At 71.2% G+C, this 23490-nt stretch carries 25 protein-coding genes; 16 read left to right on the plus strand and 9 right to left on the minus strand.

Annotated features, from left to right (window positions below; translation table 11 throughout):
- Together GUI43_RS28515 and GUI43_RS28520 are read right to left on the minus strand one after the other, a co-directional pair.
- A partial coding sequence (locus GUI43_RS28515; protein WP_211326771.1) for a TY-Chap domain-containing protein occupies nt 1-404 on the minus strand: 404 nt, incomplete at its 3' end.
- Nucleotides 401-820, minus strand: coding sequence for a YbaB/EbfC family nucleoid-associated protein (locus tag GUI43_RS28520; protein ID WP_158629563.1), 420 nt, complete (start codon nt 818-820; stop codon nt 401-403). The genes GUI43_RS28520 and GUI43_RS28515, both read right to left, overlap by 4 nt.
- Before the next feature lie 92 nt (nt 821-912).
- Between GUI43_RS28520 and GUI43_RS28525 the strand changes: the two genes are divergently transcribed.
- Genes GUI43_RS28525 through GUI43_RS28535 form a run of 3 tightly spaced genes read left to right on the plus strand, consistent with a single transcriptional unit; the run spans nt 913 to nt 3219 of the window.
- Nucleotides 913-1245 (plus strand): hypothetical protein, encoded by a 333-nt coding sequence (locus tag GUI43_RS28525; RefSeq protein WP_112587418.1) that lies wholly within the window; start codon nt 913-915, stop codon nt 1243-1245.
- Nucleotides 1242-2303: a WXG100 family type VII secretion target gene (locus GUI43_RS28530; protein WP_112587416.1), complete on the plus strand. Its 1062-nt coding sequence runs from the start codon at nt 1242-1244 to the stop codon at nt 2301-2303. The genes GUI43_RS28525 and GUI43_RS28530 overlap by 4 nt, the downstream gene beginning before the upstream one ends.
- A 13-nt stretch (nt 2304-2316) precedes the next feature.
- Complete coding sequence (locus tag GUI43_RS28535; protein WP_112700180.1) at nt 2317-3219, plus strand: hypothetical protein; 903 nt, start codon at nt 2317-2319, stop codon at nt 3217-3219.
- 85 nt (nt 3220-3304) lie between these two features.
- Here GUI43_RS28535 and GUI43_RS28540 read toward each other — a convergent pair whose 3' ends face one another.
- Nucleotides 3305-4276 (minus strand): aldo/keto reductase, encoded by a 972-nt coding sequence (locus GUI43_RS28540; RefSeq protein WP_112587412.1) that lies wholly within the window; start codon nt 4274-4276, stop codon nt 3305-3307.
- Between the two features lie 186 nt (nt 4277-4462).
- On the opposite strand from GUI43_RS28540, the gene GUI43_RS28545 reads away from it, so the two are divergent.
- The 6 genes from GUI43_RS28545 to mshC all read left to right on the plus strand — a co-directional run bounded on the left by GUI43_RS28545 (nt 4463) and on the right by mshC (nt 10048).
- Nucleotides 4463-5515 carry an LLM class F420-dependent oxidoreductase gene (locus GUI43_RS28545; RefSeq protein ID WP_091408471.1) on the plus strand — a complete coding sequence of 351 codons (1053 nt, stop codon included), beginning with the start codon at nt 4463-4465 and terminating at the stop codon, nt 5513-5515.
- The gene (locus tag GUI43_RS28550) at nt 5512-6348 is read left to right on the plus strand and encodes an undecaprenyl-diphosphate phosphatase (RefSeq protein WP_112587410.1); all 837 of its coding nucleotides are present in this window, start codon (nt 5512-5514) and stop codon (nt 6346-6348) included. Before GUI43_RS28545 ends, GUI43_RS28550 begins: the two co-directional genes overlap by 4 nt.
- Before the next feature lie 133 nt (nt 6349-6481).
- The gene (locus GUI43_RS28555; protein WP_112587408.1) at nt 6482-7186 is read left to right on the plus strand and encodes an MSMEG_4193 family putative phosphomutase; all 705 of its coding nucleotides are present in this window, start codon (nt 6482-6484) and stop codon (nt 7184-7186) included.
- A gap of 157 nt (nt 7187-7343) precedes the next feature.
- Entirely contained in the window at nt 7344-7928 is a 585-nt protein-coding gene (locus GUI43_RS28560; RefSeq protein ID WP_088948067.1) for a DUF3090 domain-containing protein, read from the plus strand.
- Nucleotides 7925-8743, plus strand: coding sequence for an SCO1664 family protein (locus GUI43_RS28565; protein WP_112587406.1), 819 nt, complete (start codon nt 7925-7927; stop codon nt 8741-8743). Before GUI43_RS28560 ends, GUI43_RS28565 begins: the two co-directional genes overlap by 4 nt.
- A 66-nt stretch (nt 8744-8809) precedes the next feature.
- Nucleotides 8810-10048, plus strand: a complete 1239-nt coding sequence (gene mshC, locus GUI43_RS28570; RefSeq protein WP_112601203.1) for a cysteine--1-D-myo-inosityl 2-amino-2-deoxy-alpha-D-glucopyranoside ligase — start codon at nt 8810-8812, stop codon at nt 10046-10048.
- Nucleotides 10049-10159: 111 nt separating this feature from the next.
- On the opposite strand, the gene GUI43_RS28575 is transcribed toward mshC, so the two are convergent.
- A complete protein-coding gene (locus tag GUI43_RS28575; RefSeq protein WP_091408867.1) occupies nt 10160-10951 on the minus strand; it encodes a GntR family transcriptional regulator in 792 nt (263 codons plus the stop codon).
- Between the two features lie 123 nt (nt 10952-11074).
- Nucleotides 11075-11944 carry a PAC2 family protein gene (locus GUI43_RS28580; protein WP_030332815.1) on the minus strand — a complete coding sequence of 290 codons (870 nt, stop codon included), beginning with the start codon at nt 11942-11944 and terminating at the stop codon, nt 11075-11077.
- A gap of 276 nt (nt 11945-12220) precedes the next feature.
- Between GUI43_RS28580 and metH the strand changes: the two genes are divergently transcribed.
- The gene (gene metH, locus GUI43_RS28585) at nt 12221-15721 is read left to right on the plus strand and encodes a methionine synthase (protein WP_428842232.1); all 3501 of its coding nucleotides are present in this window, start codon (nt 12221-12223) and stop codon (nt 15719-15721) included.
- Between the two features lie 83 nt (nt 15722-15804).
- Here the strand turns inward: metH and GUI43_RS28590 are convergent, their stop codons facing one another.
- Nucleotides 15805-16524, minus strand: a complete 720-nt coding sequence (locus GUI43_RS28590) for a DUF6193 family natural product biosynthesis protein (RefSeq protein ID WP_146765967.1) — start codon at nt 16522-16524, stop codon at nt 15805-15807.
- 128 nt (nt 16525-16652) lie between these two features.
- Between GUI43_RS28590 and GUI43_RS28595 the strand changes: the two genes are divergently transcribed.
- Both GUI43_RS28595 and GUI43_RS28600 read left to right on the plus strand, forming a co-directional pair.
- Nucleotides 16653-17405 carry an MBL fold metallo-hydrolase gene (locus GUI43_RS28595; protein WP_112700183.1) on the plus strand — a complete coding sequence of 251 codons (753 nt, stop codon included), beginning with the start codon at nt 16653-16655 and terminating at the stop codon, nt 17403-17405.
- A gap of 134 nt (nt 17406-17539) precedes the next feature.
- Nucleotides 17540-17980 carry a VOC family protein gene (locus GUI43_RS28600; RefSeq protein ID WP_112700184.1) on the plus strand — a complete coding sequence of 147 codons (441 nt, stop codon included), beginning with the start codon at nt 17540-17542 and terminating at the stop codon, nt 17978-17980.
- Nucleotides 17981-18116: 136 nt separating this feature from the next.
- On the opposite strand, the gene GUI43_RS28605 is transcribed toward GUI43_RS28600, so the two are convergent.
- Nucleotides 18117-18836, minus strand: a complete 720-nt coding sequence (locus GUI43_RS28605; RefSeq protein ID WP_112587383.1) for an SDR family oxidoreductase — start codon at nt 18834-18836, stop codon at nt 18117-18119.
- A gap of 167 nt (nt 18837-19003) precedes the next feature.
- Here GUI43_RS28605 and GUI43_RS28610 point away from each other — a divergent pair, with 167 nt between their 5' ends.
- Nucleotides 19004-19924: a LysR family transcriptional regulator gene (locus GUI43_RS28610; RefSeq protein WP_112700185.1), complete on the plus strand. Its 921-nt coding sequence runs from the start codon at nt 19004-19006 to the stop codon at nt 19922-19924.
- Here GUI43_RS28610 and GUI43_RS28615 read toward each other — a convergent pair.
- Nucleotides 19892-20809, minus strand: a complete 918-nt coding sequence (locus GUI43_RS28615) for an NAD-dependent epimerase/dehydratase family protein (RefSeq protein WP_112700186.1) — start codon at nt 20807-20809, stop codon at nt 19892-19894. The genes GUI43_RS28610 and GUI43_RS28615 overlap by 33 nt on opposite strands.
- A gap of 84 nt (nt 20810-20893) precedes the next feature.
- Here GUI43_RS28615 and GUI43_RS28620 point away from each other — a divergent pair, with 84 nt between their 5' ends.
- From GUI43_RS28620 to GUI43_RS28630, 3 genes are all read left to right on the plus strand, one after another.
- Nucleotides 20894-21322 carry a VOC family protein gene (locus GUI43_RS28620; protein ID WP_112700187.1) on the plus strand — a complete coding sequence of 143 codons (429 nt, stop codon included), beginning with the start codon at nt 20894-20896 and terminating at the stop codon, nt 21320-21322.
- Between the two features lie 128 nt (nt 21323-21450).
- Entirely contained in the window at nt 21451-22035 is a 585-nt protein-coding gene (locus GUI43_RS28625) for a hypothetical protein (RefSeq protein ID WP_244220613.1), read from the plus strand.
- A gap of 29 nt (nt 22036-22064) precedes the next feature.
- Entirely contained in the window at nt 22065-23009 is a 945-nt protein-coding gene (locus GUI43_RS28630; RefSeq protein ID WP_112700189.1) for an acyltransferase domain-containing protein, read from the plus strand.
- 67 nt (nt 23010-23076) lie between these two features.
- Here GUI43_RS28630 and GUI43_RS28635 read toward each other — a convergent pair whose 3' ends face one another.
- Nucleotides 23077-23463 carry a nuclear transport factor 2 family protein gene (locus GUI43_RS28635; RefSeq protein WP_112700190.1) on the minus strand — a complete coding sequence of 129 codons (387 nt, stop codon included), beginning with the start codon at nt 23461-23463 and terminating at the stop codon, nt 23077-23079.
- Nucleotides 23464-23490 lie beyond the last annotated feature (27 nt).

Here is a 23490-nt window from a genome sequence, read left to right on the forward strand (position 1 = left end):
GGTCCAGCCCGGGCGGCCGGAACCGCTGGTCCGGGGCCCGCGGCCGGTGCCGCCGGCGGGCCGGGGTGCGCGGCCGCCGGCAGCGCCCGGCAGGAGAGCGTGCCGGGTTCGTCGGTCAACACCTCGGCGGCGGTACGGGTCACGAACACGCTGAGCCGCTCCACCTGCTCCGGAGTGCGCGCAGCCTCGTACCACCAGCCCTCGTCGCCGGTCGGGCGGTGCCAGCCGAGCGCGGCCAGGCGTGCCTCGTCGTGGCCGGGGCAGATCACCCGCACCACCTCGCGGCGCACCAGCAGCCGGATCCCGCGCGGACCGGCGGAGAGCTCCAGGTCGGTGTCCCGGTCGCAGCGGGCGACGGTGTCCCGCAGCCGAGCGGCAATCTCCGGCCAGGTCGGCGACGTCACGCCGGTGCGCCCGGCAGGCGGTCGTCCAGCCGCCCGAGCCGGGCCACGGTCTCCTCCAGCCGGCCCAGCGCCGAGAAGTCCCCCGGAGTGCCGAACAGGTCGCCGAGCCCCGCGCCGAGCGCGACGTCCAACCCCTCGGTGTGCTCGTCGACGTGCCCGGAGGCGACCTCACGAGCCCGCCGGTACGCGTCGAGCACCAGCTCGGCCACCCCCTCCGTGCCGGCGCGCAGGGCGGCGGGCGCGAGGGTGAGGCCGGTCAGCGCGCCGGTGGCGTCGACGGTCGCCGAGACCAGCCCGCTCTCGTCGACAGCGGTGCCGGACAGCTCGGCCAGGTCGTCGCGGAGGCCCGCGAACCGGCGTTCGATGTCGGCGATCCGCCCGGCGAGCGCGTCGAACGCGGACGTCGGGTCCGTCATGAGATTCCTCCCCGTGAATCGTGCGACCGGGTGGTGCCCGGCGGCCGGGAGATCGTATCGTCGGTGCGCTCGACTCATGGGGGAGGAACGGCATGCCGCCGGATATCGATGTCGACGTGCAGGCGGTCCGTCGACTGGAGACAGCCGCCAAGCAGGTCGCCAGCTCGCTGGCCGCGCTGGAGCGGCAGATCGTCTCGGCCGGCGACGTGCCGTCGGACGCCTTCGGTCACCTGCCGTTCGCCAGCGACATGCTCCGCGACAAGTACGCCGAGCAGGTCACCGGCGGCAAGGAGTTGTTCGCCGCCGCGAACGCCGCGTTCGGCCGGGTCGCCACGGCGCTGGCCGACACGGTCGAGGCGTACGAGCACAACGAACGGGACCTCGACGCCGGATTCAAGGCCATCCAGTCGGGGCTGCCCGGATGAGCGGCCCGGCCGGCAGCGCCGTCCAACTGTGGAACGGCCTGGACAGCGCGCTCTCCGGAGTGCAGGACGCCGTCGACAGTGTCTGCCGGACCCTTGCCTGGCCACTGATCCAGCTCGTCGACCTGGTCGACGGCGAGCCCGCCGTGCTGCGCGCGAAGGCCACCGAGTGGGACGCGCTGGCCGGGCAGGTGCGCGAGCTGGCCCAGGGTCACCGCGGCACCCGGGAGTCCGCGCAGGCCGGCTGGCGCTCACCGTCCGGTGTGGCGTACGGCCAGCGGTTGGCCGAGGTGGAACAGCAGCTCCTCGACGTCGCCGACCAGTTCGCCGCGACAGCGGAATACCTGCGCAGTGTCGCCGACGGCCTGCAGACCGTGCACGACGTGCTCGTGGACCTCTGCGTGGAGTTCGTGAACTTCCTCCTGGTGACGCTGGTGACGGCGTTGCTGATGGCGCCGGTGACCATGGGGGCGTCCTGGGCGGTCGGCGTGGGCGTGACAGTGACCAGGGCCCTGGTCGTGGTCACCCGGATGCTGAAGGTCATCCGACCGCTGGCGGTGCACCTGCAGAAGGTCATCCGCCTGCTCCAGCGGGTCATGCTGTACCTGCGCAAGCTGCAGGCACACCTCGACAAGCTGGTCAAGATGCAGGACAAGCTGCGTACCGGCAAGAAGTACGCCGACAAGCGACACGCCGCCGGCAAGGCCGACAAGTGGTTCCACAAGATTTTCGACCCCACGAAGGGCACCTACAAGCTGGGCAAGTCCGGTTCCCCGTTCGACATGGGCGTCCTCGACCGGGCCGCCGCGCTGCGGGCGCACGGGGTCGCCGACGGGGCCCGGGTGATCGCCCGGGACTGGGCGACGAACCTGCCGTGGAACGTGCCGAACTCGGTCGTGCACGGTGTCACCTGGGGGACTGTCGCGTTGACCAGCGGGCTCTCCGTTCCCGGCAGCGAACAGGTCGGCGACCAGATCGACCAGGCGGTGCAGGGCGGCGCGGACTGGATCGACCAGAATGTCTTCGGGCAGCCGCCGGCGGGTCAGCCGGCGGGCCGCTAGGGAGGAACGCGTGATGTCAGGGGAGCGAGGCCGGCTCGGTCGGTTCACCGACGCGGTGCTCGGCGGCGCGCGGGCCGCCCGGGACAAGGCTCGCGAGCTGCGCGACGAGTTCCGCACCAGCGACGAACCCGAACGTGTTCTCGTCGCGCCACTGCTGCCCGGGCAGGAGCTGCGCTACGTGGGGCTCGGCCCGGTCCGCGCCCCGCAGACCCACAAGGCCGGTCGGCAGCTCGCCGATGTGATGGCCGACGAGTTTGTCGACTCGCTCGACCCGAAGGTGCTGTTCGGGCTACTCAACATCGTCAACCCGGTGGTCTGGGTGGACGCGGTGCTGACGCCGGTCCGGCTGGCCGCTGGCGTGCTGCTGCTGCCCGGTAAGGCCGGTGCCATCGCCGCCGGCGTGCCGGAGGCGGCCGAACCGGAGCCGGCCCCACACCAGCGGGTGCAGCGCGATCCCATCCCGCTCACCGAGGAGCAGGAGGCGTTCCGCGCCCTGTTCCGGCTCAGCCTGTACCGCCCGCTGGCCGAGCAGCTCGCCGAGATCGCCTACCGTCGCCGGTTCGTCTTCAGCGGCGACCTCGCCACCCTCGCCGGCAGCCTGCTGCTCTTCCTGGAGCGTTACAGCGGCACCCCGTTGGCGGTGACCGACACCCACCTGCACCTGCTGCGGATGGGCCCCCGCCCGGACGCCGACCGGCCCGACCGACGGCAACCGCGGGTGCTGTGGAGTGTGCGCCGCGACCGGGTGGCCCGGGTCGACTCGGAGCGCGGCGCGACCGGGCTCGTGCAGCTGACGTCCACGATCGTCTTCGACGACGGCTCGTGGATCCGGCTCACCCAGCCCGCGCTCCGCGACGATCAGTCGCGCTTCCTGACCGCGATCCACGACCTCCCCGGACAGCGTCCAACGCCGTGACCCGGCCTGCGGGGCCAGCCGTGACCCGGCGTGCTGGGCCAGCCGTGACCGGGCGTGCGGGGCCAGCCGTGACCCGGCCGGCCGGTCAGCCGTCGCGTTCGGGGTAGCCGACCGGCACCGCGGAGACGTCGTCCAGCGCGGTGGTGATCTCCTCGGGCAGGGTGATCCGTTCCACTGCGAGCGCACCGAGGAGCTGCCCGACCGTTCGCGCGCCGAGGATCGGCGCGGTCACGCCGGGCCGGTCCCGGATCCACGCCAACGCCACCTCCAACGGCGACACCCCCAGCCCACCGGCCGCGGTGGCCACCGCCTCCACAATGCTGGAGCAGCGCGGCTCCAGGTAGGTCGAGACGAACCGTTCGAAGTGCGGCGACGCGGCCCGGGAGTCGGCCGGGCGGCCGTGCCGGTACTTGCCGGTGAGCACGCCCCGGCCCAGCGGCGACCAGGGCAGCACGCCGAGACCGAGCGCGTCGCACGCGGGCAGCACCTCCCGCTCCACGCCCCGCTCCAGCAGCGAATACTCCACCTGGGACGCGACCACCGGCGCCCGCCCCGGCCAGGCGGTCTGCCAGGCGGCGGCCCGCGCCGTCTGCCAGCCGGAGAAGTTCGACACCCCGACGTAGCGGACCTTGCCGCTGGCCACCGCGTGGTCCAGGGCGGCCAGGGTCTCCTCCAGCGGGGTGTCCGGGTCGTACCCGTGCACCTGGAACAGGTCGACGTGGTCGGTGCCGAGCCGGCGCAGCGACGCGTCCAACGTGCGCAGCAGGTGCCCCCGGGAGCCGTCCCGACGTCGGCCACTGCCGGGGCGCAACCCGGCCTTGGTGGCGATCAGCAGCTCCTCACGGGGGACGAGGGAGCCCAGCAGCGAGCCGATCACCGACTCGGCGTCGCCGTCGCCGTACACGTCGGCGGTGTCGATCAGGTTGCCGCCCGCGTCGAGGTAACTCTTCAGCTGAGCGGCCGCATCGTCGGCGTCGGTGTCCCGGCCCCAGGTCATGGTGCCGAGCGCGAGCCGGGAAACCGCCAGCCCGCTTCGGCCGAGCGGTCGCTGTTGCATGGGTGAACCTTATTTCGAACGTGCCGCCACGGATATCCTCGCTCCCGTATCTCTGCCGGTTCTGCCGGTTCCGCCGCCCCGGGCTGCCCCGATGGAGGGGGGATCAAAGGGGTCGAGCCGGTGATCGAGTCCGTTATCGGCATTGCGTAACCTGGGGCGACCTGTGCCACGGATGGGGGAGGACCAGTGCGACTCGGGCTCAGTCTCGGATACCAGACGGCGTGGAGCACACCGGCCGACCACCTGGCGCTGGCCCAGGAGGCGGACCGGCTGGGCTATTCGGTGGTGTGGGCGGCGGAGGCCTACGGCTCCGACTCGCCCAGCATGCTCGCCTGGATGGCCGGCCAGACCGAACGGATCGACGTCGGCGCCGCGGTGATGCAGATCCCCGCCCGTACGCCGGCGGCCACCGCCATGACCGCCGCCACTATCGACGCGCTCTCCGGCGGTCGGTTCCGCCTCGGCCTGGGTGTCTCCGGCCCGCAGGTGTCCGAGGGCTGGCACGGCGTGCGCTTCGCCAAGCCCCTCGCGCGGACCCGCGAGTTCGTCGACATCGTCAAGCTGGCCATCGCCCGCAAGGAGGTGGCGTACGACGGCGAGCACTACACGCTGCCGCTGCCGGACGGCCCGGGCAAGGCCCTGCGGCTGGGCTTCCACCCGCCCCGCGAGCACATACCGATCTACCTGGCCGCTGTCGGCCCGAAGAACCTGGAGCTGGCCGGCGAGATCGCCGACGGCTGGCTGGCCGTGTTCTACGCCCCGGAGTTCGCCGAGGAGCAGCTCGCCTCGGTGGCCGCCGGACGGGCCAAGGTCGGCAAGGAGTTGGCCGGGTTCGACGTGGTGCCGTCGGTGCCCGTGGTGATCGGCGATGACGTGGCCTCCTGCGCCGAACTCGTCCGCTGGTACGCCGCTCTCTACGTGGGTGGCATGGGCAGCCGGCAGCAGAACTTCTACAACCAGCTCGCCACCCGGATGGGCTACGGCGACGCCGCCCGCGAGGTGCAGGACCTGTACCTGGCCAAGCGGCAGCGCGACGCCGCCGCCGCCGTACCCATGGAGTTCATCGACCGCACCTCGCTGCTGGGCCCGAAGGAGCGCATCGCCGAGCGGATGCGGGAGTACGCCGCGGCCGGCGTCACCACGCTGTCGGTGACGCTCTTCGTGGCCGACCGGGACAGCGGTGTGCAGACCCTGCGTACCGTCGCCGAGGCTCTCGACCTCTCGGGAGTCGGCGAGTGACCTGGGTCGAGGCCATTGTCCTGGGCATCGTCCAGGGACTGACCGAGTTCCTTCCGGTCAGCTCGTCGGGGCATCTGCGCATCACCTCGGCGATCTTCTTCGACCGGGACGCCGGCGCGTCGTTCACAGCGGTCACCCAGCTCGGCACCGAAGCGGCAGTGCTGATCTACTTCGCCAAGGACATCTGGCGGATCACCCGGACCTGGCTGGTGGGCATCCGGGACAAGTCGGTCCGCTCCAGCCTCGACTACCGGATGGGCTGGTACGTGATCGTCGGCTCGATCCCGATCGGGCTGTTCGGTTTCGTGTTCAAGGACCAGATCAAGACCGCCGGGCGCAACCTGTGGGTGGTGGCGACCACGCTGATCGTGTTCGCCTTCGTGCTGGCGTTCGCCGAGTACTGGGGGCGGCAGACCCGCACCCTGGAGAACTTCCGGATGAAGGACGGCATCGTGATGGGCTTCGCCCAGGCGATGGCGCTGGTCCCCGGGGTGTCCCGCTCCGGCGGCACGCTCACCGCAGGTCTGCTGCTCAACCTGACCCGGGAGGCGGCGGCACGGTACTCGTTTCTGCTGGCCATTCCGGCGGTGGTGATGTCCGGCGTGTTCAGCCTCGGGGACGTCTTCGAACCGTCGGCCCCGGGCACGTCAGTGCCCACGGTGGCCCAGACGATCGTGGCCACCCTCATCGCGTTCGGCATCGGCTACGCGGCCATCGCCTGGTTGCTGCGTTACGTCGCCCACCACACCCTGTACGTCTTCGTGCTGTACCGGGTCGCGCTGGGCACCCTGGTCCTGGCTCTGCTGCTGACCGGCACGATCGACGCCACCTGACCGATCTGCCGACGGCCCCCGGCTCCGCCCGCAGGCGCAGCCGGGGGCCGCACTCGTCGTCCCGCCGCTCCCCGGGTGGTGCCGCCAGAGCCCGCGACGGCCCGGCGCCGGGCCCAGGTCATAGGGTGGTCCCGTGGCGACCCTTCTGCTTCTGCGACACGGCCGAACCACGGCGAACGCCGATGGCGGCCTGGCCGGCCGCCAGCCGGTCGAGTTGGACGACACCGGGCGCGCCCAGGCCACCGCGGTCGGCGAGCGGTTGCGGGCGGTGCCGCTGGCCGCGGTGGTGACCAGCCCGCTCATCCGGTGCCGGCAGACCCTGGAGTTGGCGCTCCCGCAGGCCGCCCCGGTGGTCGAGGACGGGCTGATCGAGTGCGACTACGGCAGCTGGGAGGGGCAGCCGCTGAAGAAGCTCGCCAAGGAGCCGCTCTGGCCGGTGGTCCAGCAGCACCCCAGCGCGGCGGTCTTCCCCGGTGGGGAGGCGATGGCGGCGATGGCGGCGCGTGCCGTGGCGGCGGTGCGTTCCTGGGACGCCCGGGTGACCGCCGAGCACGGGCCCGAGGCGGTCTGGTTGGCGTGCAGCCACGGCGATGTGATCAAGGCCATCGTGGCGGACGCGCTCGGCGTACACCTGGATGCCTTTCAGCGGATCGTGGCCGACCCGGCGTCGGTGACGGCGATCCGGTTCACGCCGCTGCGTCCGTTTCTGGTGCGACTCAACGACACCGGTGGCGACCTGGCGGCACTGGTGCCGCCGCCGGTCAAGCGGCGTCGGCGCGCGAACCGCGTGGCCGACTCGGACGCGGCCGTCGGCGGCGGGGCGGGTGCGTCGCGGTGAGGCGCGTCACGACACCGCCCCCGGCCGGAGCGTCGGCGCACGCCAGAAAGGCCGCCACGCCCGGGTTTAGGCCCTGGTACGCCGGGCGCGCCGCCGCTGCGGCGATTCGCGTCGGTGGGGTGCGCGACGCCAAGGCGGGCCGGATAGGGTCGTGGGTATGACCCACCAGGTGCACGCCTTCGAACCGCCGGAGCGGTTCGTCGCCGGGACTGTCGGGCCGCCGGGGGAGCGCACGTTCTTCCTGCAGGCCCGCGGCGGCGGCAGGCTGGTCAGCGTCGCGCTGGAGAAGGTCCAGGTGTCCCTGCTCGCCGAGAAGCTTGAGGAGCTGCTCACCGAGGCGCAGCGTCGCTTCGGGGTGGACCTGCCCGAGCTGGCGCCGGTGATCGGCGACAACGAGCCGCTGGACACTCCGGTCGACGAGGAGTTCCGGGTCGGGACGCTCGGGCTGGCCTTCGACGTGGACACCGCGACCGTGGTGATCGAGGCGATCGCGGCGGGCGAGGTGGAGCCCGAGGTCGAGCTCGGCGACGAGGACGACGAGGACGAGGACGACGACGAGGACGAAGAGCCGGACGAGGACCTGGATCGGCTCCGGGTCCGGCTCACTCCGCAGGCGACCCGCCAGTTCATCGAGCGGGCCCGGCGAGTGGTCAACGCGGGCCGGCCACCGTGCCCGCTCTGCGGCCAACCGTTGGACCCCGCCGGGCACCTCTGCCCGCGGCACAACGGTTATCACCGGTGACCTCGTCCGGCCTCCAGCCTCGCCAGGACGGCGACGCCGCGCTGCGGCTGCTGCGTGACGGCGTCCTCGACCTGGAGGGTCGGCTGGTCGACGCGTCGAACACGACGCTGCGCGGCATCCTGACCCTGGACGGGTTGACCGCCCGCTGCGTCTACAAGCCGGTCCGTGGCGAGCGCCCCCTCTGGGACTTCCCCGACGGCACCCTGGCCGGTCGGGAGGTCTCGGCGTACCTGGTCTCCCGGGCCACCGGATGGGACCTGGTGCCGCCCACCGTGCTGCGGGACGGCCCGTTCGGCCCCGGCTCCTGCCAGCTGTGGATCGACGAGCCGGAGGACGCCGAACCGCTCGTCGGTTTCCTGCCCGCCGGGGAGTTGCCGCCGCGCTGGATCCCGATCGCCGCGGCCCGCGACGACGACGGCGCCGCGTACGCCCTCGCGCACGCCGACGACCCGCGGCTGGCCCGGCTCGCGGTGCTCGACGCGGTGCTCAACAACGCCGACCGTAAGGGCGGTCACGTGCTCGTCGGCGCCGACGACCGGATCTACGGCGTGGACCACGGGGTGAGCTTCCACGTGGAGGACAAGCTGCGCACGGTGCTCTGGGGTTGGGCCGGTAAGCGGCTGCCCGCGGACGCCGTGGAGATGCTCGACGCACTGGCCGGGCAGGTCGCCGGTGCGCTCGGCGCGGAGTTGGCCGACCACCTGACGATCAGCGAGGTGGCCGAGGTGGCCGCCCGGGTCGACCGGCTGCGCGAGACCGGCTGCTTCCCCCAGCCTCCGGAGGACTGGCCGGCGATGCCCTGGCCGCCCATGTGACCCGCTGTCATCTTGATCACCCGTGGGGTGCTCCGGCGTCGTCGTCGGGCTGGCTAGGCTGATCCCATGGAGTCTTGGGCGGGACACGAGGTGCCACGGCTGCCGGGCAGGGGCGAGCCACTGGCGTTGTACGACTCGGCGCGGCAGGGTGTCCACCCGAGTGAGCCGGCCGACGCGGGAAGCATGTACGTCTGCGGCATCACCCCGTACGACGCCACGCACCTCGGTCACGCCGCCACCATGATCACATTCGACCTGGTGCAGCGGATGTGGCGCGACGCCGGCCGCCCGGTGCGCTACGTGCAGAACGTCACCGACATCGACGACCCACTGCTGGAGCGGGCCGCCCGCGACGGCGAGGACTGGGTGGTCCTGGCGATGCGCGAGACGGCGCTGTTCCGGGAGGACATGGAGGCGCTGCGAATCATCCCGCCGGAGCACTACGTGGGCGCTGTCGAGTCGATTCCGGACATCGCCGACAAGGTCGAGGTGCTGCTCAAGGATGGCGCCGCGTACCGGCTCGACGACGGCACCGGCGACGTCTACTTCGACATCTCCGCCACTCCCAGCTTCGGCTACGAGTCGAACCTGACCCGCGAGCAGATGCTGGAGATCTTCCCCGAGCGCGGCGGCGACCCCGACCGGGCCGGCAAGCGGGACCCACTGGACCCGCTGCTGTGGCGCGGCGCCCGCGAGGGCGAGCCGTCCTGGCCGGGCGGCGAGCTGGGCCCGGGCCGCCCCGGCTGGCACATCGAGTGCGCAGTGATCGCGCTCAACCTGCTCGGCGACCGGGTCGACGTACAGGGCGGCGGCAACGACCTGCTGTTCCCGCACCACGAGGCATCCGCCGCGCACGCCGAGCGGCTCACCGGCCAGGCGCCGTTCGCCGAGCACTACGTCCACGCCGGCATGATCGGTCTGGACGGCGAGAAGATGTCCAAGTCCCGCGGCAACCTGGTCTTCGTGTCCCGGCTGCGCGCCGACAAGGTCGACCCGATGGCGATCCGGCTGGCGCTGATCTCCGGGCACTACCGCAGCGACCGCACCTGGACCGACGACCTGCTCACCGCCGCGTACGAGCGCCTGGACCGTTGGCGGCGGGCCGCCGCCGCGCCTGCCGGGCCGTCCGGGGTCGAGTTGCTGTCCGAGGTACGCGCACGCCTGGCCGACGACCTGGACACCCCCGGAGCCCTGGCCGCAGCCGACCGCTGGGCCGAGGCGACCCTCGCCGGTGCCACCGACGACCCCGAAGCGCCTGCCCTCTTCGCGAAGACTGTCGACGCCCTCCTGGGCATCCGCCTCTAGCCCACGCGCGTCGTGCCGCGCGCTTGATCGACTCGATTTTCAGAAGGTCGCGGTGTCCCGGGCGCTGCGATGCCCCGACTTCCAGGAAACCGAGTCGACCTTGGCGAGGGTTCAGCCCAGGACCAGGCCGGGGTCGGGTTCCGGGTCGGGGGTCGGGCCGGGGATCTTGTACTCCTCGGTGAGGGTGGTCATGGGGCCGGGCCAGGTCGCCTGGGACACCTCGATCGGCTTGCGGTGCGCGTCGTACGCGACGTGCAGCAGGTGCAGCACCGGGGTGTCCGGCCGGATCTGGAGGGTCTCGGCCTCCTCCCGGCTCGGCTGGCGGGCGCTGATCGTGTCGGTGGCCGAGACGTACCGTCGTCCGGTCGCCTCCTCGGCCTCCTGGTAGAGCGGCCGGCCGAACGCCTCGGTGCGCTCCAGCGAGGTGCCGGCGGTGTCGCGGGGCAGGAACCAGGAGGCACCCACCTCGACGGGGGAGTCGTCGGTGCGGACGAGGTGTCGGCGGCAGAGCAGGTTGGTGCCGTCTGACACGCCGAAGGCGTCGGCCACCTCGGCCGGGGCGGGGGCGTGCCCCACGGAGACGAGCTGTTGGCGGTATCGGGCGGCCAGGTCGGTGTGGTAGCCGCGGAAGCCGCCGTACCGGCCTCGGGAGAGGCGGTTGAGGCGGCGGCGGGTGCCCCGGACGTACGTACCGGAGCCGGGTTTGGTGATCAGGATGCCCTCGACCCGCAGCTGGTCGACGGCGCGTTGCACTGTCTGCTTGGCGACGCCGAACATCTCGGCGATGGCCGGGATGGACGGCAGCCGCTCGCCCGGCCCCCAGTCGCCGCGGCGGACCTGGGCCTTGAGCTGCGCGGCGATCTGTCGGTGCGGGAACTCCGCGGCACCGGGATTGATCTGCACACTCGCCTCCTTGATCACATCTAGGTTCCTAGGATGCCCCAGCGGTTGTGACGGCGCCACCCCGGACACGCGAAAGCGGGCCTTCGGACCACAAAAGGTCCGAAGGCCCGCAGCGAAACAGTGCTACCAGGAGCCGGCGGTGGGGCCCGCCGAACCACCCCGGCGGCGCAGGTACTTCTCGAACTCCTGGGCGATCTCGTCGCCGGTCAACGGGGTGATCCCCTCGTCGCCGACCCGTTCTTCCAGCTCGCGGACGTACTCGCCCAGCTCGGCGTCCTGCTCGGCGGCGCTGCGCACCCGCTGCTCCCACTCGGCGGACTCCTCGGCCAGGTCGGCCATCGGCACCGGCAGGTCGACGACCTCCTCGACCCGGTGCAGCAGGGCGAGGGTGGCCTTCGGGCAGGGGGGGTTGTTGGCGTAGTGCGGTACGTGCACCCAGAACGAGACGGCGTCCACCTCGGCGCGGGTGCAGGCGTCGTGCAGCACGCCGACGATGCCGGTCGGCCCGTCGTAGCGGGTGGGGGTGAGCTGGTAGCGCTCGGCGGCCTGCGCGTCAGAGGCGCTGCCGCTGATCGGCAGCGGCCTGGTGTACGGCACGTCGGCCAGCAACGCGCCGAGCAGCACCACCCGTTCCACCTCCAGGCTGTGGCAGATCTCGAGCACCTGCTCGCAGAACGTCCGCCAGCGCATGCTCGGCTCGATGCCGCGGATCAGCACCACGTCACGGTCGGTGCCCTCCGGGCTGGCCACCATGAACCGGGTCGTCGGCCACTCCACCCGTCGGGTCTCCCCGTCGGCCATGGTGATGGTGGGCCGGCTGACCTGGAAGTCGTAGAAGTCCTCCGGATCCAGCTCGGCGATCTGCCGGGCGTTCCAGACCTGCTCCAGGTGCTCGACCGCGGCGGTGGACGCGTCGGCGGCGTCATTCCAGCCCTCGAATGCGGCGATCGCCACCGGGGACCGCAGCACCGGCAGTCCGTCGAACTCGGTCACGCCGTCACCTCACCCTGCTCGTCGCGGCTGGCGCCGGGACCGCGCCCGGTCGTCATACCGTGTGGCACGGCGGCGTCCCTGTTGTCCTTCACGTCCGTCAGCCTACGTGCAGGGCGAGGGTGCGGCCCGTCGGCCGCGCCGGTCGGCCGCTCCGGCAGCAGGTCATACCCGAACGAACCAGACAGGGTGATAACCGTGACACAATAGGGGATCGCTCGAGGATGGTCGTGGAGTCCGGCGGAATCGCACTAACCTGAACGGGTGCGGACTTCATTGATGGATGTGCTGGCTGAGCGGATTCTCATCGCCGACGGCGCGATGGGCACGATGCTTCAGGCCGCGGACCTCACGCTCGACGACTTCGACGGGCTGGAGGGGTGCAACGAGATCCTCAACGTCACCCGCCCGGACGTGGTGCGCGGCGTGCACGACGCCTACCTGGCCGTCGGTGCCGACTGCGTGGAGACCAACACCTTCGGGGCCAACCTCGCCAACCTCGCCGAGTACGACATCCCGCACCGCATCCGCGAGTTGTCCGAGGCGGGCGCCCGGATCGCCCGGGAGGCCGCCGACGCGGCCAGCACCCCGGAGCGGCCCCGGTTCGTGCTCGGCTCGATCGGGCCGGGCACCAAGCTGCCCACCCTCGGGCACGCCGCCTACTCGACCCTGCGCGACGCCTACCAGGAGAACGCGGCGGGTCTGATCGTCGGCGGCGCGGACGCGCTGATCATCGAGACCTGCCAGGACCTGCTCCAGGTCAAGGCGGCAGTGGTCGGGTCGAAGCGGGCGATGGCCGAGCTGGGCCAGTCGGTGCCGATCATCTGTCACGTGGCCGTGGAGACCACCGGCACCATGCTGGTCGGCAGCGAGATCGGGGCGGCCCTCGCCGCGATCGAGCCGCTCGGCGTGGACCTGATCGGGCTCAACTGCTCCACCGGCCCGGCCGAAATGAGCGAGCACCTGCGCTACCTGTCGCAGCACTCCCGCATCCCGCTGTCGGTGATGCCGAACGCCGGCCTGCCGGTGCTGACCGCCGACGGGGCGTACTTCCCGCTGACTCCCGTGGAGCTGGCCGAGGCCCTGGAGCGGTTCATCACCGAGTACGGCGTGGGGCTGGTCGGCGGCTGCTGCGGCACCACCCCGGAGCACATCCGCGTGCTGGCCGAGCGCCTGCACGGCGTCACCGCTCCGGCCCGCGAGCCCCAGCACGAGGCGGGCGTCTCCTCGGTCTACCACCCGGTGCCGTTCGCCCAGGACGCGTCGGTGCTGATGGTGGGGGAGCGGACCAACGCCAACGGCTCGAAGGCGTTCCGGGAGGCGATGCTCGCCGGCGACTGGCGGGCCTGTGTGGAGATCGCCCGCAGTCAGGCGCGCGACGGCTCGCACCTGCTCGACCTGTGCGTGGACTACGTCGGCCGCGACGGCACACAGGACATGCGGGAGCTGGCCGGCCGGTTCGCCACCGCGTCCACCCTGCCGATCATGTTGGACTCCACCGAGCCGAACGTGGTGGAGGCCGGCTTGGAGATGCTCGGCGGCCGCTGCGTGGTCAACTCGGTGAACTTCGAGGACGGCGACGGCCCCGAATCGCGGTACGCGCGGGTGATGCCGATCGTCCGTGAGCACGGCGCGGCGGTGGTGGCGCTGCTCATCGACGAGGAGGGCCAGGCCCGTACCCAGGAGTGGAAGGTCCGGGTCGCGGCGCGGTTGATCGACGACCTGACCGGCCGGTGGGGCATGGACCGCTCCGACATCCTGATCGACGCGCTGACCTTCCCGATCGCCACCGGCCAGGAGGAGACCCGCCGCGACGGCATCGAGACGATCGAGGCGATCCGGGAGATCTCCCGCCGCTACCCGGGTGTCAACTTCACACTGGGCATCTCGAACATCTCGTTCGGGCTCAACCCGGCGGCCCGGCAGGTGCTCAACTCGGTGTTCCTGCACGAGTGTGTGCAGGCCGGCCTGACCTCGGCGATCGTGCACGCCAGCAAGATCCTGCCGATGTCGAAGATCCCCGACGCGCAGCGCGAGGTCGCCCTGGACCTGGTGTACGACCGGCGTCGCGAGGGATACGACCCGGTGCAACGTTTCCTGGAGCTCTTCGAGGGCGTCGACGTGACCAGCGCCCGGGCCAGCCGCGCGCAGGAGTTGGCGGCGCTGCCGCTGGACGAGCGGCTCAAGCGGCGGATCATCGACGGTGAGCGCAACGGCCTGGAGGCCGACCTGGACGAGGCGATGGCCGGCGGCCGGTCCCCGTTGTCGATCATCAACGACATCCTGCTGGACGGCATGAAGGTGGTCGGTGAGCTGTTCGGCTCCGGCCAGATGCAGCTGCCGTTCGTGCTCCAGTCCGCCGAGGTGATGAAGACCGCTGTGGCCTACCTGGAACCGCACATGGAGACCGCGGAGGACGGCGGCAAGGGCCGCATCGTGCTCGCCACCGTGCGCGGCGACGTGCACGACATCGGCAAGAACCTGGTCGACATCATCCTGTCCAACAACGGCTACGAGGTGGTGAACATCGGCATCAAGCAGCCGATCAGCGCCATCCTGGACGCCGCCGAGCAGCACCGCGCCGACGCGATCGGCATGTCCGGGCTGCTGGTGAAGAGCACCGTCATCATGAAGGAGAACCTGGCCGAGATGGCCACCCGCGGGGTCGCGGAGCGTTGGCCCGTCCTGCTGGGTGGGGCGGCGCTGACCCGCGCGTACGTCGAGGACGACCTGCGGTCGACGTTCCCCGGGCAGGTGCACTACGCGCGGGACGCGTTCGAGGGCCTGTCCCTGATGGACCGGGTGATGACCGCCAAGCGCGGCGGCGCCCCGGTGATCGACCCGGAGCGGGAGGCGGCCCTCGCGGCCCGGCGGGCGCGCCGGGAACGGCAGCGCTCGATGGTCACCACGTCGCTGCCGGAGCTGCACGACTCCTCGGTCCGCTCCGACGTGGCCGCCGACGTGGCGGTGCCCACCCCGCCGTTCTTCGGCACCCGGGTCGTCAAGGGCGTGCCGATGGCCGACTACGCGGCGCTGCTCGACGAGCGGGCCACCTTCTCCGGGCAGTGGGGGCTGCGCGGCGTCCGGGGCGGCAGCGGACCCTCCTACGAGGAGCTGGTCGAGACCGAGGGCCGGCCGCGGCTGCGGTACTGGCTGGACCGGCTGATCGCCGACCAGGTCCTTGAGGCAGCAGTGGTGTACGGCTACTTCCCCGCGTACTCCGAAGGCAACGACCTGGTGGTGCTCGACGAGAACGGGCACGCGGAGCGCGCCCGGTTCTCCTTCCCCCGCCAACGGCAGGAGCGGCGGCTCTGCCTGGCGGACTTCTTCAGGCCACAGGGCGACCAGCTCGATGTGGTCGCGTTGCAACTGGTCACCGTCGGCCAGCCGGTCAGCGAGTACGCGGCCAAGCTGTTCGCCCGCAACGAGTACCGCGACTACCTGGAGGTGCACGGGCTCTCCGTGCAGCTCACCGAGGCCCTCGCCGAATACTGGCACCAGCGCATCCGCGCCGAGATGACCCTGCCCGACGGTCGTCCGCTGGGGCACGACGACCCGGCGGACCTCGCCGGCATCCTGCACAACGACTACCGGGGCTGCCGGTACGCGTTCGGCTACCCGGCCTGCCCCGACCTGGAGGACCGGGCGAAGATCATGGATCTGCTCGGCGCGGACCGGATCGGGGTCGAGCTGTCCGAGGAGTTCCAGCTCATGCCGGAGCAGGCCACCGACGCGATCGTGGTCCACCACCCGGAGGCCAACTACTTCAACGCCAAGTGACGCCTGTCCTCACACAGCGGGGAGCGCCTGTCGACCGTCACTCTGATTGGCAGACAACGGCGAGGTCGCACGGCCGTGCGGGACTACGCCTCGTATCTGCCAGCGACAGCCGGGCCGAGGTCGGCCGGAAAGTGCGAGACCGCCAACGCCACGGCCTCTGCGGCGGTGGCGGTCTCGCCGAGTACCTCACCACGTCGCCAGACCCGGAAGTTCGAGTGCGAACCAAGCGCACCGAGGCTGACCGGGCTGGGTGAGAACGGATATCCCGTGGTGGTGGAGAAGTTCAGGACGGAGTGACTCATGTACGGGTACAGCTGCCGTAGCCTCGGCTCGTCGTAGGCTGCCTCGATCAGCGCCCGGTGGCTCGGCCGATCGGTCTCATCGGTCCTTTGTCTTAGCCACTGCCATTCCGCCGCTACCACTCGCGCCGGGCCCAGCTCGACGACTTCGCCTCGACGAGTCAGCGTGACAAATGGCACCGAGCGCCTGATGCCGTGCAATGGCATGCCGGAACGCCAGTTGTGCGCCGCTCGGACGACCTCGACGAGGTCGTTGGTGGTGCCAGCGATCAACTGGATTCCCTGCCCCCAGCCTTCGATGCTGAAGCGGCGTTCATCGGTGCTCGCACTAACCGTGAGATCGTCACGAACCGAAGATCCACTCGGGACACTCGCCCACGTCAGGGGGGAGGACCATTCCGACGTTCGAGCCGATCCGAGTGAGAGACCATGATCAGCGGCGACGGCGTCGAGGGAGGTGGCAAGGCGGCCTGCGGCTACCACCTCGGGGTACAGGTCATCCATTGTGGGTCCGCTGGGCATGCACGCATTTTGCCGCAACCCGGCGCTGGCGGCCGTCCGTGCGTCTGGGTCTCGATCGACGCGAGCCGTCATGCTGAATCGAGACTTGGCGACTCTGGCACGCTGTGCGGATGCGACAGGTCACAGTGCTTGGCAGTTCTGGTGCCTTTCCCGAGCCAGGCCGTGCCTGTAGCGGCTTCGCCGTGGACTGGGACGGCTACCGCTTGGTGCTTGACCTGGGCTACGCAACGCTGCCGCGGTTGCTCAGGCACTGGCCTGATGGTGCGCTGGATGCCGTCGTCATCACCCATGAGCACCCGGATCACTGCGTCGACCTGCACGGTCTGTTCAGGATGCGGTTCTACGGTCAGCCCGGGGGACCACGGCTGCCGTTGTTCTGCCCGCCCGGCGTGCTGGACCGGCTCAGTGGGTTGGAGCCCGATGTCGACCTGCACTCGGTATTCGATCTGCACCCACTGCCCGGCAGCTACCGGGTCGGGCCGTTCGACCTGACCGGGCAGTCTCTGCCGCACTTCGTGCCCAATGCCGGCATCCGGCTTCAGGCCGACGGAATCGTCGTGTCCTACTCCGGGGACACGGGGCCGGCTCCCGCGTTGGCCGAGCTGGGCCGTGGCGCCGACCTGTTCATCGTCGAAGCGACGGACTACGAGGGCGAGGCCAGCCGTCCCACCCGTAACCTCATGACCTCCACCGAGGCCGGTCTGTGGGCTCGCCGGGCGGGTGCCCGCCGCCTGATGCTCACCCATTTTTGGCCCGGCAACGACCGGGCAGCGGCAGTGGCCGCTGCGCAGGTGGAGTTCGGCGGTGCGGTGCTGGCGGCTGAGGAAGGTCTCACCCTGATCCTCGGGACGCCGGACAGCTGAACGCCCCTCGCTTGAGGTTCGCCGACGGCTAGCGGGGCCGCCACGCGAAGCTCTGGATGTCGAAAGCGGTCGGGTGGCTTCGTCCTCGGGGAGGATGCGGTCACTGTGAGCGCACCAGAGCAGGGAGATCCAGCATGGCGATCCAGCGGATGGACAACGTCCTCATCGTTGTCGAGGACCTCGACGCGGTCATCGCGTTCTTCGTCGAACTCGGCATGGAGTTGGAGGGGCGGGGGCCGGTCGAGGGGCGGTGGGTGGAGCGTGTGATCGGGATCGACGACGTCCGGCAGGAGGTCGCGATGCTGCGGACCGCGGACGGCCACGGCAAGGTCGAGCTGGCGATGTTCCACCGACCGACGGCGATCAGCGCGGAACCGAAGAACGCGCCGGCGAACACGCTGGGCATTCGGCGGATCATGTTCGCCGTCGACGACATCGATGACGTGATCACCCGGTTGCGCGGCCACGGCGCCAAGCTCGTCGGGGAGGTGGAGCGGTACGAAAACGTCTACCGGCTCTGCTACGTCCGCGGCCCAGAGGGCATCATCGTCGGGCTGGCCGAACAGCTCCGCTGACGGCCGCCGCAGTTCAGTCCACCCGCAACTTCAGGGATATAGGGGCCTCGCGGGCGGCGGAGACCACCACATCCCTGAAGTAGCGCGGATCTTGGAGTGCGCAGACCGAGCGCGCAGCGCACAGGAGCAGACGGGTTCAGGAGATCAGTGTGCCGCCGTCAACGGTCACCACGGTGCCGGTGGCGTAGGTCGCCCGCAGGAGGTAGACGAACGCCTCGGCGACCTCCTCGGGCTCGCCCACCCGTCCGAGCGGAAGCGACTCGCTGAGCTGCGCGTACATCTGCTCTCGGGTTTCGGTAGGCAGTGAGTCCCAGAGCGGTGAGCGGATCACGCCGGCCGAGACGGCGTTGACCCGGATCGGGGCGAGTTCGACGGCGAGCGCGCGGACCAGCGCGTCGATCGCCCCGGTGATGCTGGCCGCGACGGACCAGCCGGCGCTGGGCCGGTGGTTGGCGGTGCCGGTGGTGAGGGTGATCGACCCACCGGGGCGCAGGTACGGCAATGCCGCGTTGACCGCCGACAGGGAGCCGAAGTACCGCAGGTCGAAGGCGGTGCGGGCGGCGGCGAGGTCGAGGGCGTCGACGGACATCAGGGCGAGGGGTTCGCCGGCGGTGTAGACGAGGTGGTCAAACGACCCGACATCCTGGAACAGACGGGACACGGCGTCGGGGTTGGTGAGGTTGGCGACGTACCCCTGAGTGGTGGTCGGCAGGGTCGTCAGGGCGCGGTCCACGCTGCGCTGACTGCTGGAGGCGACCACGACCTGGGCGCCCTCGCGGGCGGCACGGGCGGCGGTGGCGAGGCCGATTCCCGAGGTTCCGCCGAGTACGACGACGCGCTGGTCGATGAGGGTCATGATCGTGTCCTTCCGGATCGAGTGGTGGGAACGGTTACCACCGTGCTCCGCCCTGGAGGCCCGCGTCCAAGACCTCTTTCACCTCCTGTGATGCCCATTGAGCATCACCCCAGTCATACCTGACGGGTATCGTGGAACCGCCCGGAGCGGAAACGGATGGGAGCAGGGTGGACGTCGATCTGCGCAAGCTCCGCTACTTCGTGGCGGTCGCGGAGGAGTTGCACTTCGGCCGGGCCGCCGCGCGGCTGCACATCGCCCAGCCGGTCCTGTCGCGCCAGATCCGGGCCTTCGAGCACGAACTGCGCGCCGAGCTCTTCGTCCGGGACCGCCGCTCCACCGTGCTCACCGACGCCGGCCGCCAGCTGCTGACCGACGCCCGTCCGCTGCTCGCCTCGGCCGATGCCCTGCGACGGCGGGTGCAACGGGCCGCCCACGGCAGGCCGACGTTCACCATCGCGTTCATGCCCGGCGTTCTCGTCACCGCCGAGGCCCGTGCCATCGGCCAGCGGCACCCCGACCTGGCCGTCAACGTGGTCCGTACTTCCTGGGACGACCAGGCCGAAATCGTCCGCGAGGGGCGCGCGGACGTCAGCTACGTGCGGCTCCCGGTGGACCAGCGCGGCCTGCGCCTGCGCCCCCTGTTCACCGAACCCCGCGTCGTCGTCCTGCCCACCGATCACCGCCTGGCCGGCAAGGAGTCGATCGACCTCGCCGAGTTGGTCGAGGAACGGCTCTTGCAGGACCCGGACGCGGTGCCGGAGTGGCGGGACCTACCGAACCGCCCGGCGGAGCCCGGTCTCCGCCCTCGGCCCGAGCTGAACTCCGTGGAGGAGAAACTGGAGCATGTCGCTGCGTACGCCGGGATGGTGATCCTGCCGCTGTCGACGGCGACGTTCTACACGAGACCCGACGTCAGCCACGTACCCGTCACCGACCTCGGCCACAACCAGGTGTGCCTGGCCTGGGCCGAGGACAACCGGTCACCTCTGGTGCACGAGTTCGTCGAGATCGCCGCCCGGCAGACTCCACAACCTGACGATCGACGCCAAGGGGGGTCAGGCGGCGCGGCTCGGGAAGGTTTCGCGTAGGGCCGGGTCCAGCGGTCGACCGCTCGTCGGTTCGATGAACAGATCGGCGAGCAGGAGGTCGGCCAGGTAGCTGGGGTTCACCCCCGACTCCTTGCGGCCGAGGGCCTGCGCCGCGCCGCCGAGTCGCAGCGCGGCCCGCGCCGCGCCGGCCGGTAGGCGGCTGACCCGGCGGGGTCGGCCCACCGCCTCGGCGATGCGCCCGATCATGTCGTGCCAGGTGAGGTTCTCGTCGGCGACCGGGATGTCCGCGCCGCTGGCCTGCTCGAGGGCGTCGACAGCGACTTCGGCCACGCTGCCGGCGGACGCTGCGGCGCTGCCGCCGGTCGGGGCGACCAGCGGCGTACGCGAGCGGGCCCACCGGTCCAGCGGACCGGCCCAGTTGGGCAGTCGGTCGCCCGCCCGACCGAAGACGAAGGGCAGTTCGAGTACGGCGACCGGCAGACCCTCGCCGGCAGCCGCCCGACCCTCGCGGGCCTGCTCCAGGCGGCACCGGATGTACGTGTGCCGCTCGGCGAGGCGCCACTGCGGGTGTAGCCGGTCGAAGTAGGTGTAGTAGGAGCCCATCACGACGCCCCGGGTGAGACCTTCGAGGCGGGCGGCGGTGAACAGGCGTACCACCGGGTCGACGTTGTCGCGGCGGAACTCGGGATAGATCGGCTTGGGCAGCGGTCGTTGCTCCTCGGTGCGGGTGGCGTACACGACGCCGTCGTGACCGGCGAGCAACGGCCGCAGCTCCTCGATCGAGGCGGACCCGACATCGAGCAGATGGTCGACGCCCGGCTGGGCGGTACGCGCCACAGTGGTCGCGGCGTGGCCACGTTCCCGGAGCACGTCCACGACGTGAGCGCCGATCAGGCCGCTGCCACCCACCACAAGAATTCGCACGGTGCATCGTCCACTCTGGAGGCAGGCCTTTGTCAAGCGGCTGCGCCGCGATTCGACCAGAATGGCACCCGGAGGTGATCAACCATGGTCGACCAGGAGAGCGTGCCCAAGCTGTGTTCGGTGGTGCTCGACTGCACCGACGCGCGGGCGCTGGCGGAGTTCTATCGACAGCTACTGGGCTTCGTCTACCGGCCCGGTGACGAACCGCCAGCGGCCGGCGAGGCCGACGAACGCGGCCGTGACTGGCTGGTGCTGCGGTCGCCCGGCGGCGGACCCCAGATCGCGTTTCAGCAGGTGGAGCATCTGCCGGAGGCGACGTGGCCGGCGAACACCGTGCCCCAGCAGCTGCACCTGGACCTGACCGTGGAGTCCGTCGAGGAGTTGCTGGTCCAGCATGAGCGCGTGCTGCGCCTCGGCGGCCGGCTGTTGTACGACCGCATCGACGACCCGGACGAGCCTCTGCGCGTGTACGCCGACCTGGCTGGGCACCCCTTCTGCGTATTCGTCGGCTGAGCGGGCTGAGCGGGTTGCCGCCACCTCGGCGGCGCGCAGGTTGGCAACGGGCGAGGATGGCGTCCGCGACCCCGACATTCGCATAGGTTCGAGGTACGCACCACCATCGCTGTGAAACGGGGTTGAGGATGCCGGAACCGCGCGCCTTCTGGCTGGACGAGCAGTTCGACCGTGAACACGGCACCGACGGGCGCGGCCGGTACGAGGCCGAGGTGTTTCGTCGGATCGACGAGTTCGCCGACACCTGGGGTGACTTCGCGCCCGTGGCGTTCGCGGTGACCGCCTGGCGGCTTGCCACCGAGCTGTCGCCGGGCTTCGTGCGCTGGCACCGGCGGATCATCTCGGCGACCTGCGCGCGCAGCCCGTGGGACGGCAGCCTGGTCTGCGCGGTGACTATGGCCTCCCGCTGGCCGGCCGAGTTGACCTGGACGAAGCAGTGGCAGCGCGACCGTGGTTGGCAGGACTGGCCCCAACTGTTCGGCCAGTTCACCACACCCACCGAGCAGGACCAGACGCGACGTCCGCATCTGCGCGCGCTGCTTCAGGTGGAGGCGCCGGTCCCGCTCGACGACCTGCCGCCGACGCCCGACGGTCCGGACGACGAGGTCGCCGTGGCGGCGCGCCGCGCCGTGGCGGTGCTGGCCCGGGAGCTCAACGACCTTCTCGCGCCGATGATCGGGCAGCTCGACGCCGGGGTGCCGGCGGACTCCTGAGAAGCCCACCGGCCGGTACTGTCGTCGGCGTGGATCTGGACACCATCGCGGCCCGACTCGGGGTGCCCGTCGAGGAGGTCGACCGCGTGCACCGGCTCGCCGGTGACGGGCCGTCAGCTCCGTTGCCAGCCAAGGCCGACGCGCCCGCGCTCCTCGACCGGCTCGCCGTGCGGCCGGACGACGCCGCCGAGATCATCGCGGGCTGGCCTGACCCCGACTCTCCGCTGTGGACGCCGGAGCTGCGCTGGCTGCTCGACCGCTCGATCGCCCTGGTCCGCGCCGACCTCGCGGGCTACGACTGGCTGTCGCCCGGCCCGGAGCTGCCGCGAGAGCGCGGGCCTGCCTGGCGCCATCTCTACGTGTACGCGTACCTGGCCCTGGTCGACGTGGTGCGCGGGTACCACAGCGACCACGGCATCCCCGATGCCGTGACCTGGGTGACAGTGGCTGACCTGGGCCGCAACCTCGCCATCGACCGACGGATGCGCGGCGAGGGGTGGCCGGTCATGCAGAGCTGGCTGACGCTCCACTCGCGCGGCAGCGTCTACGAGCTGGGCCGGCTACAGCACCAGCGTGGCGACGGCGCCATCGGCCTGCACGTCCCCGATTCGGGGCCGTTGACCACGGAGGCGGTCGAGGCGTCCCTCGGCGAGGCCCGCGCGTTCTTCCCCCGGCATTTCCCCGACGAGCGCTACACCGCGTTCTCCTGCGCCTCGTGGCTGCTCGACCCGCAGCTGCGGGAATACCTCCCCGAGGATTCCAACATCGTGCGGTTCCAGCGCCGGTTCGAGCTGGAGCCCTACGACGAGTCGGCGGGACCGGACGCCGACATCGAGGTGCTGCGCTTCGGGTTCCGCACCCTGATCACGCCGCTCGACGAGTTGCCGCGACGCACCGCGCTCCAGCGCGCGATCATCGACCACCTGCGGGCCGGCGGTCACTGGCACTGGCGCCACGGCCGCTTCCCGATCTAGGGCGTGTGTCAGAGCCCCTGGCCGGCCTGCGACGGGCCCAGGCTCGACCGAGGCTCTGACACCCGCCCTAGGCGTCCGCGTCCCACCACGCGCCGTTGGCGGCCGCCTGGCTGGCCGGTTCGATGACTTCCCACACCTCAGCGATGAACCCGTCGGCGATCCGCAGGACGTCGACCACCACGATCTCCGGCCCCGCACCGGGGAGTCGGCGCCGAGAGTGCACCACGACGTGGTCACCGTCGGCCAGGAGGTGCAGGATGTCGACCCGCATGCCGGCGGTCGGGCCCAGCGCGGCGCGGACCGCGGCGAGCCACTGCGCCCTGGTCGAGGTCGTCGAATCCGACCGGTGATGGGTGAAGTCCTCGCTCAGGTACGAGGCGAGCGTGTCGACGTCGCCGGTGTCGACCAGTCCCGCCAACGCACGTCCGACGATGCTCTTGTTCTCGGTGGTCATGGCCGCAAGTGTTTCCCCGGCCTCATG

Source organism: Micromonospora noduli (genome assembly GCF_003264365.1).
Taxonomy (GTDB): Bacteria; Actinomycetota; Actinomycetes; order Mycobacteriales; family Micromonosporaceae; genus Micromonospora; species Micromonospora noduli.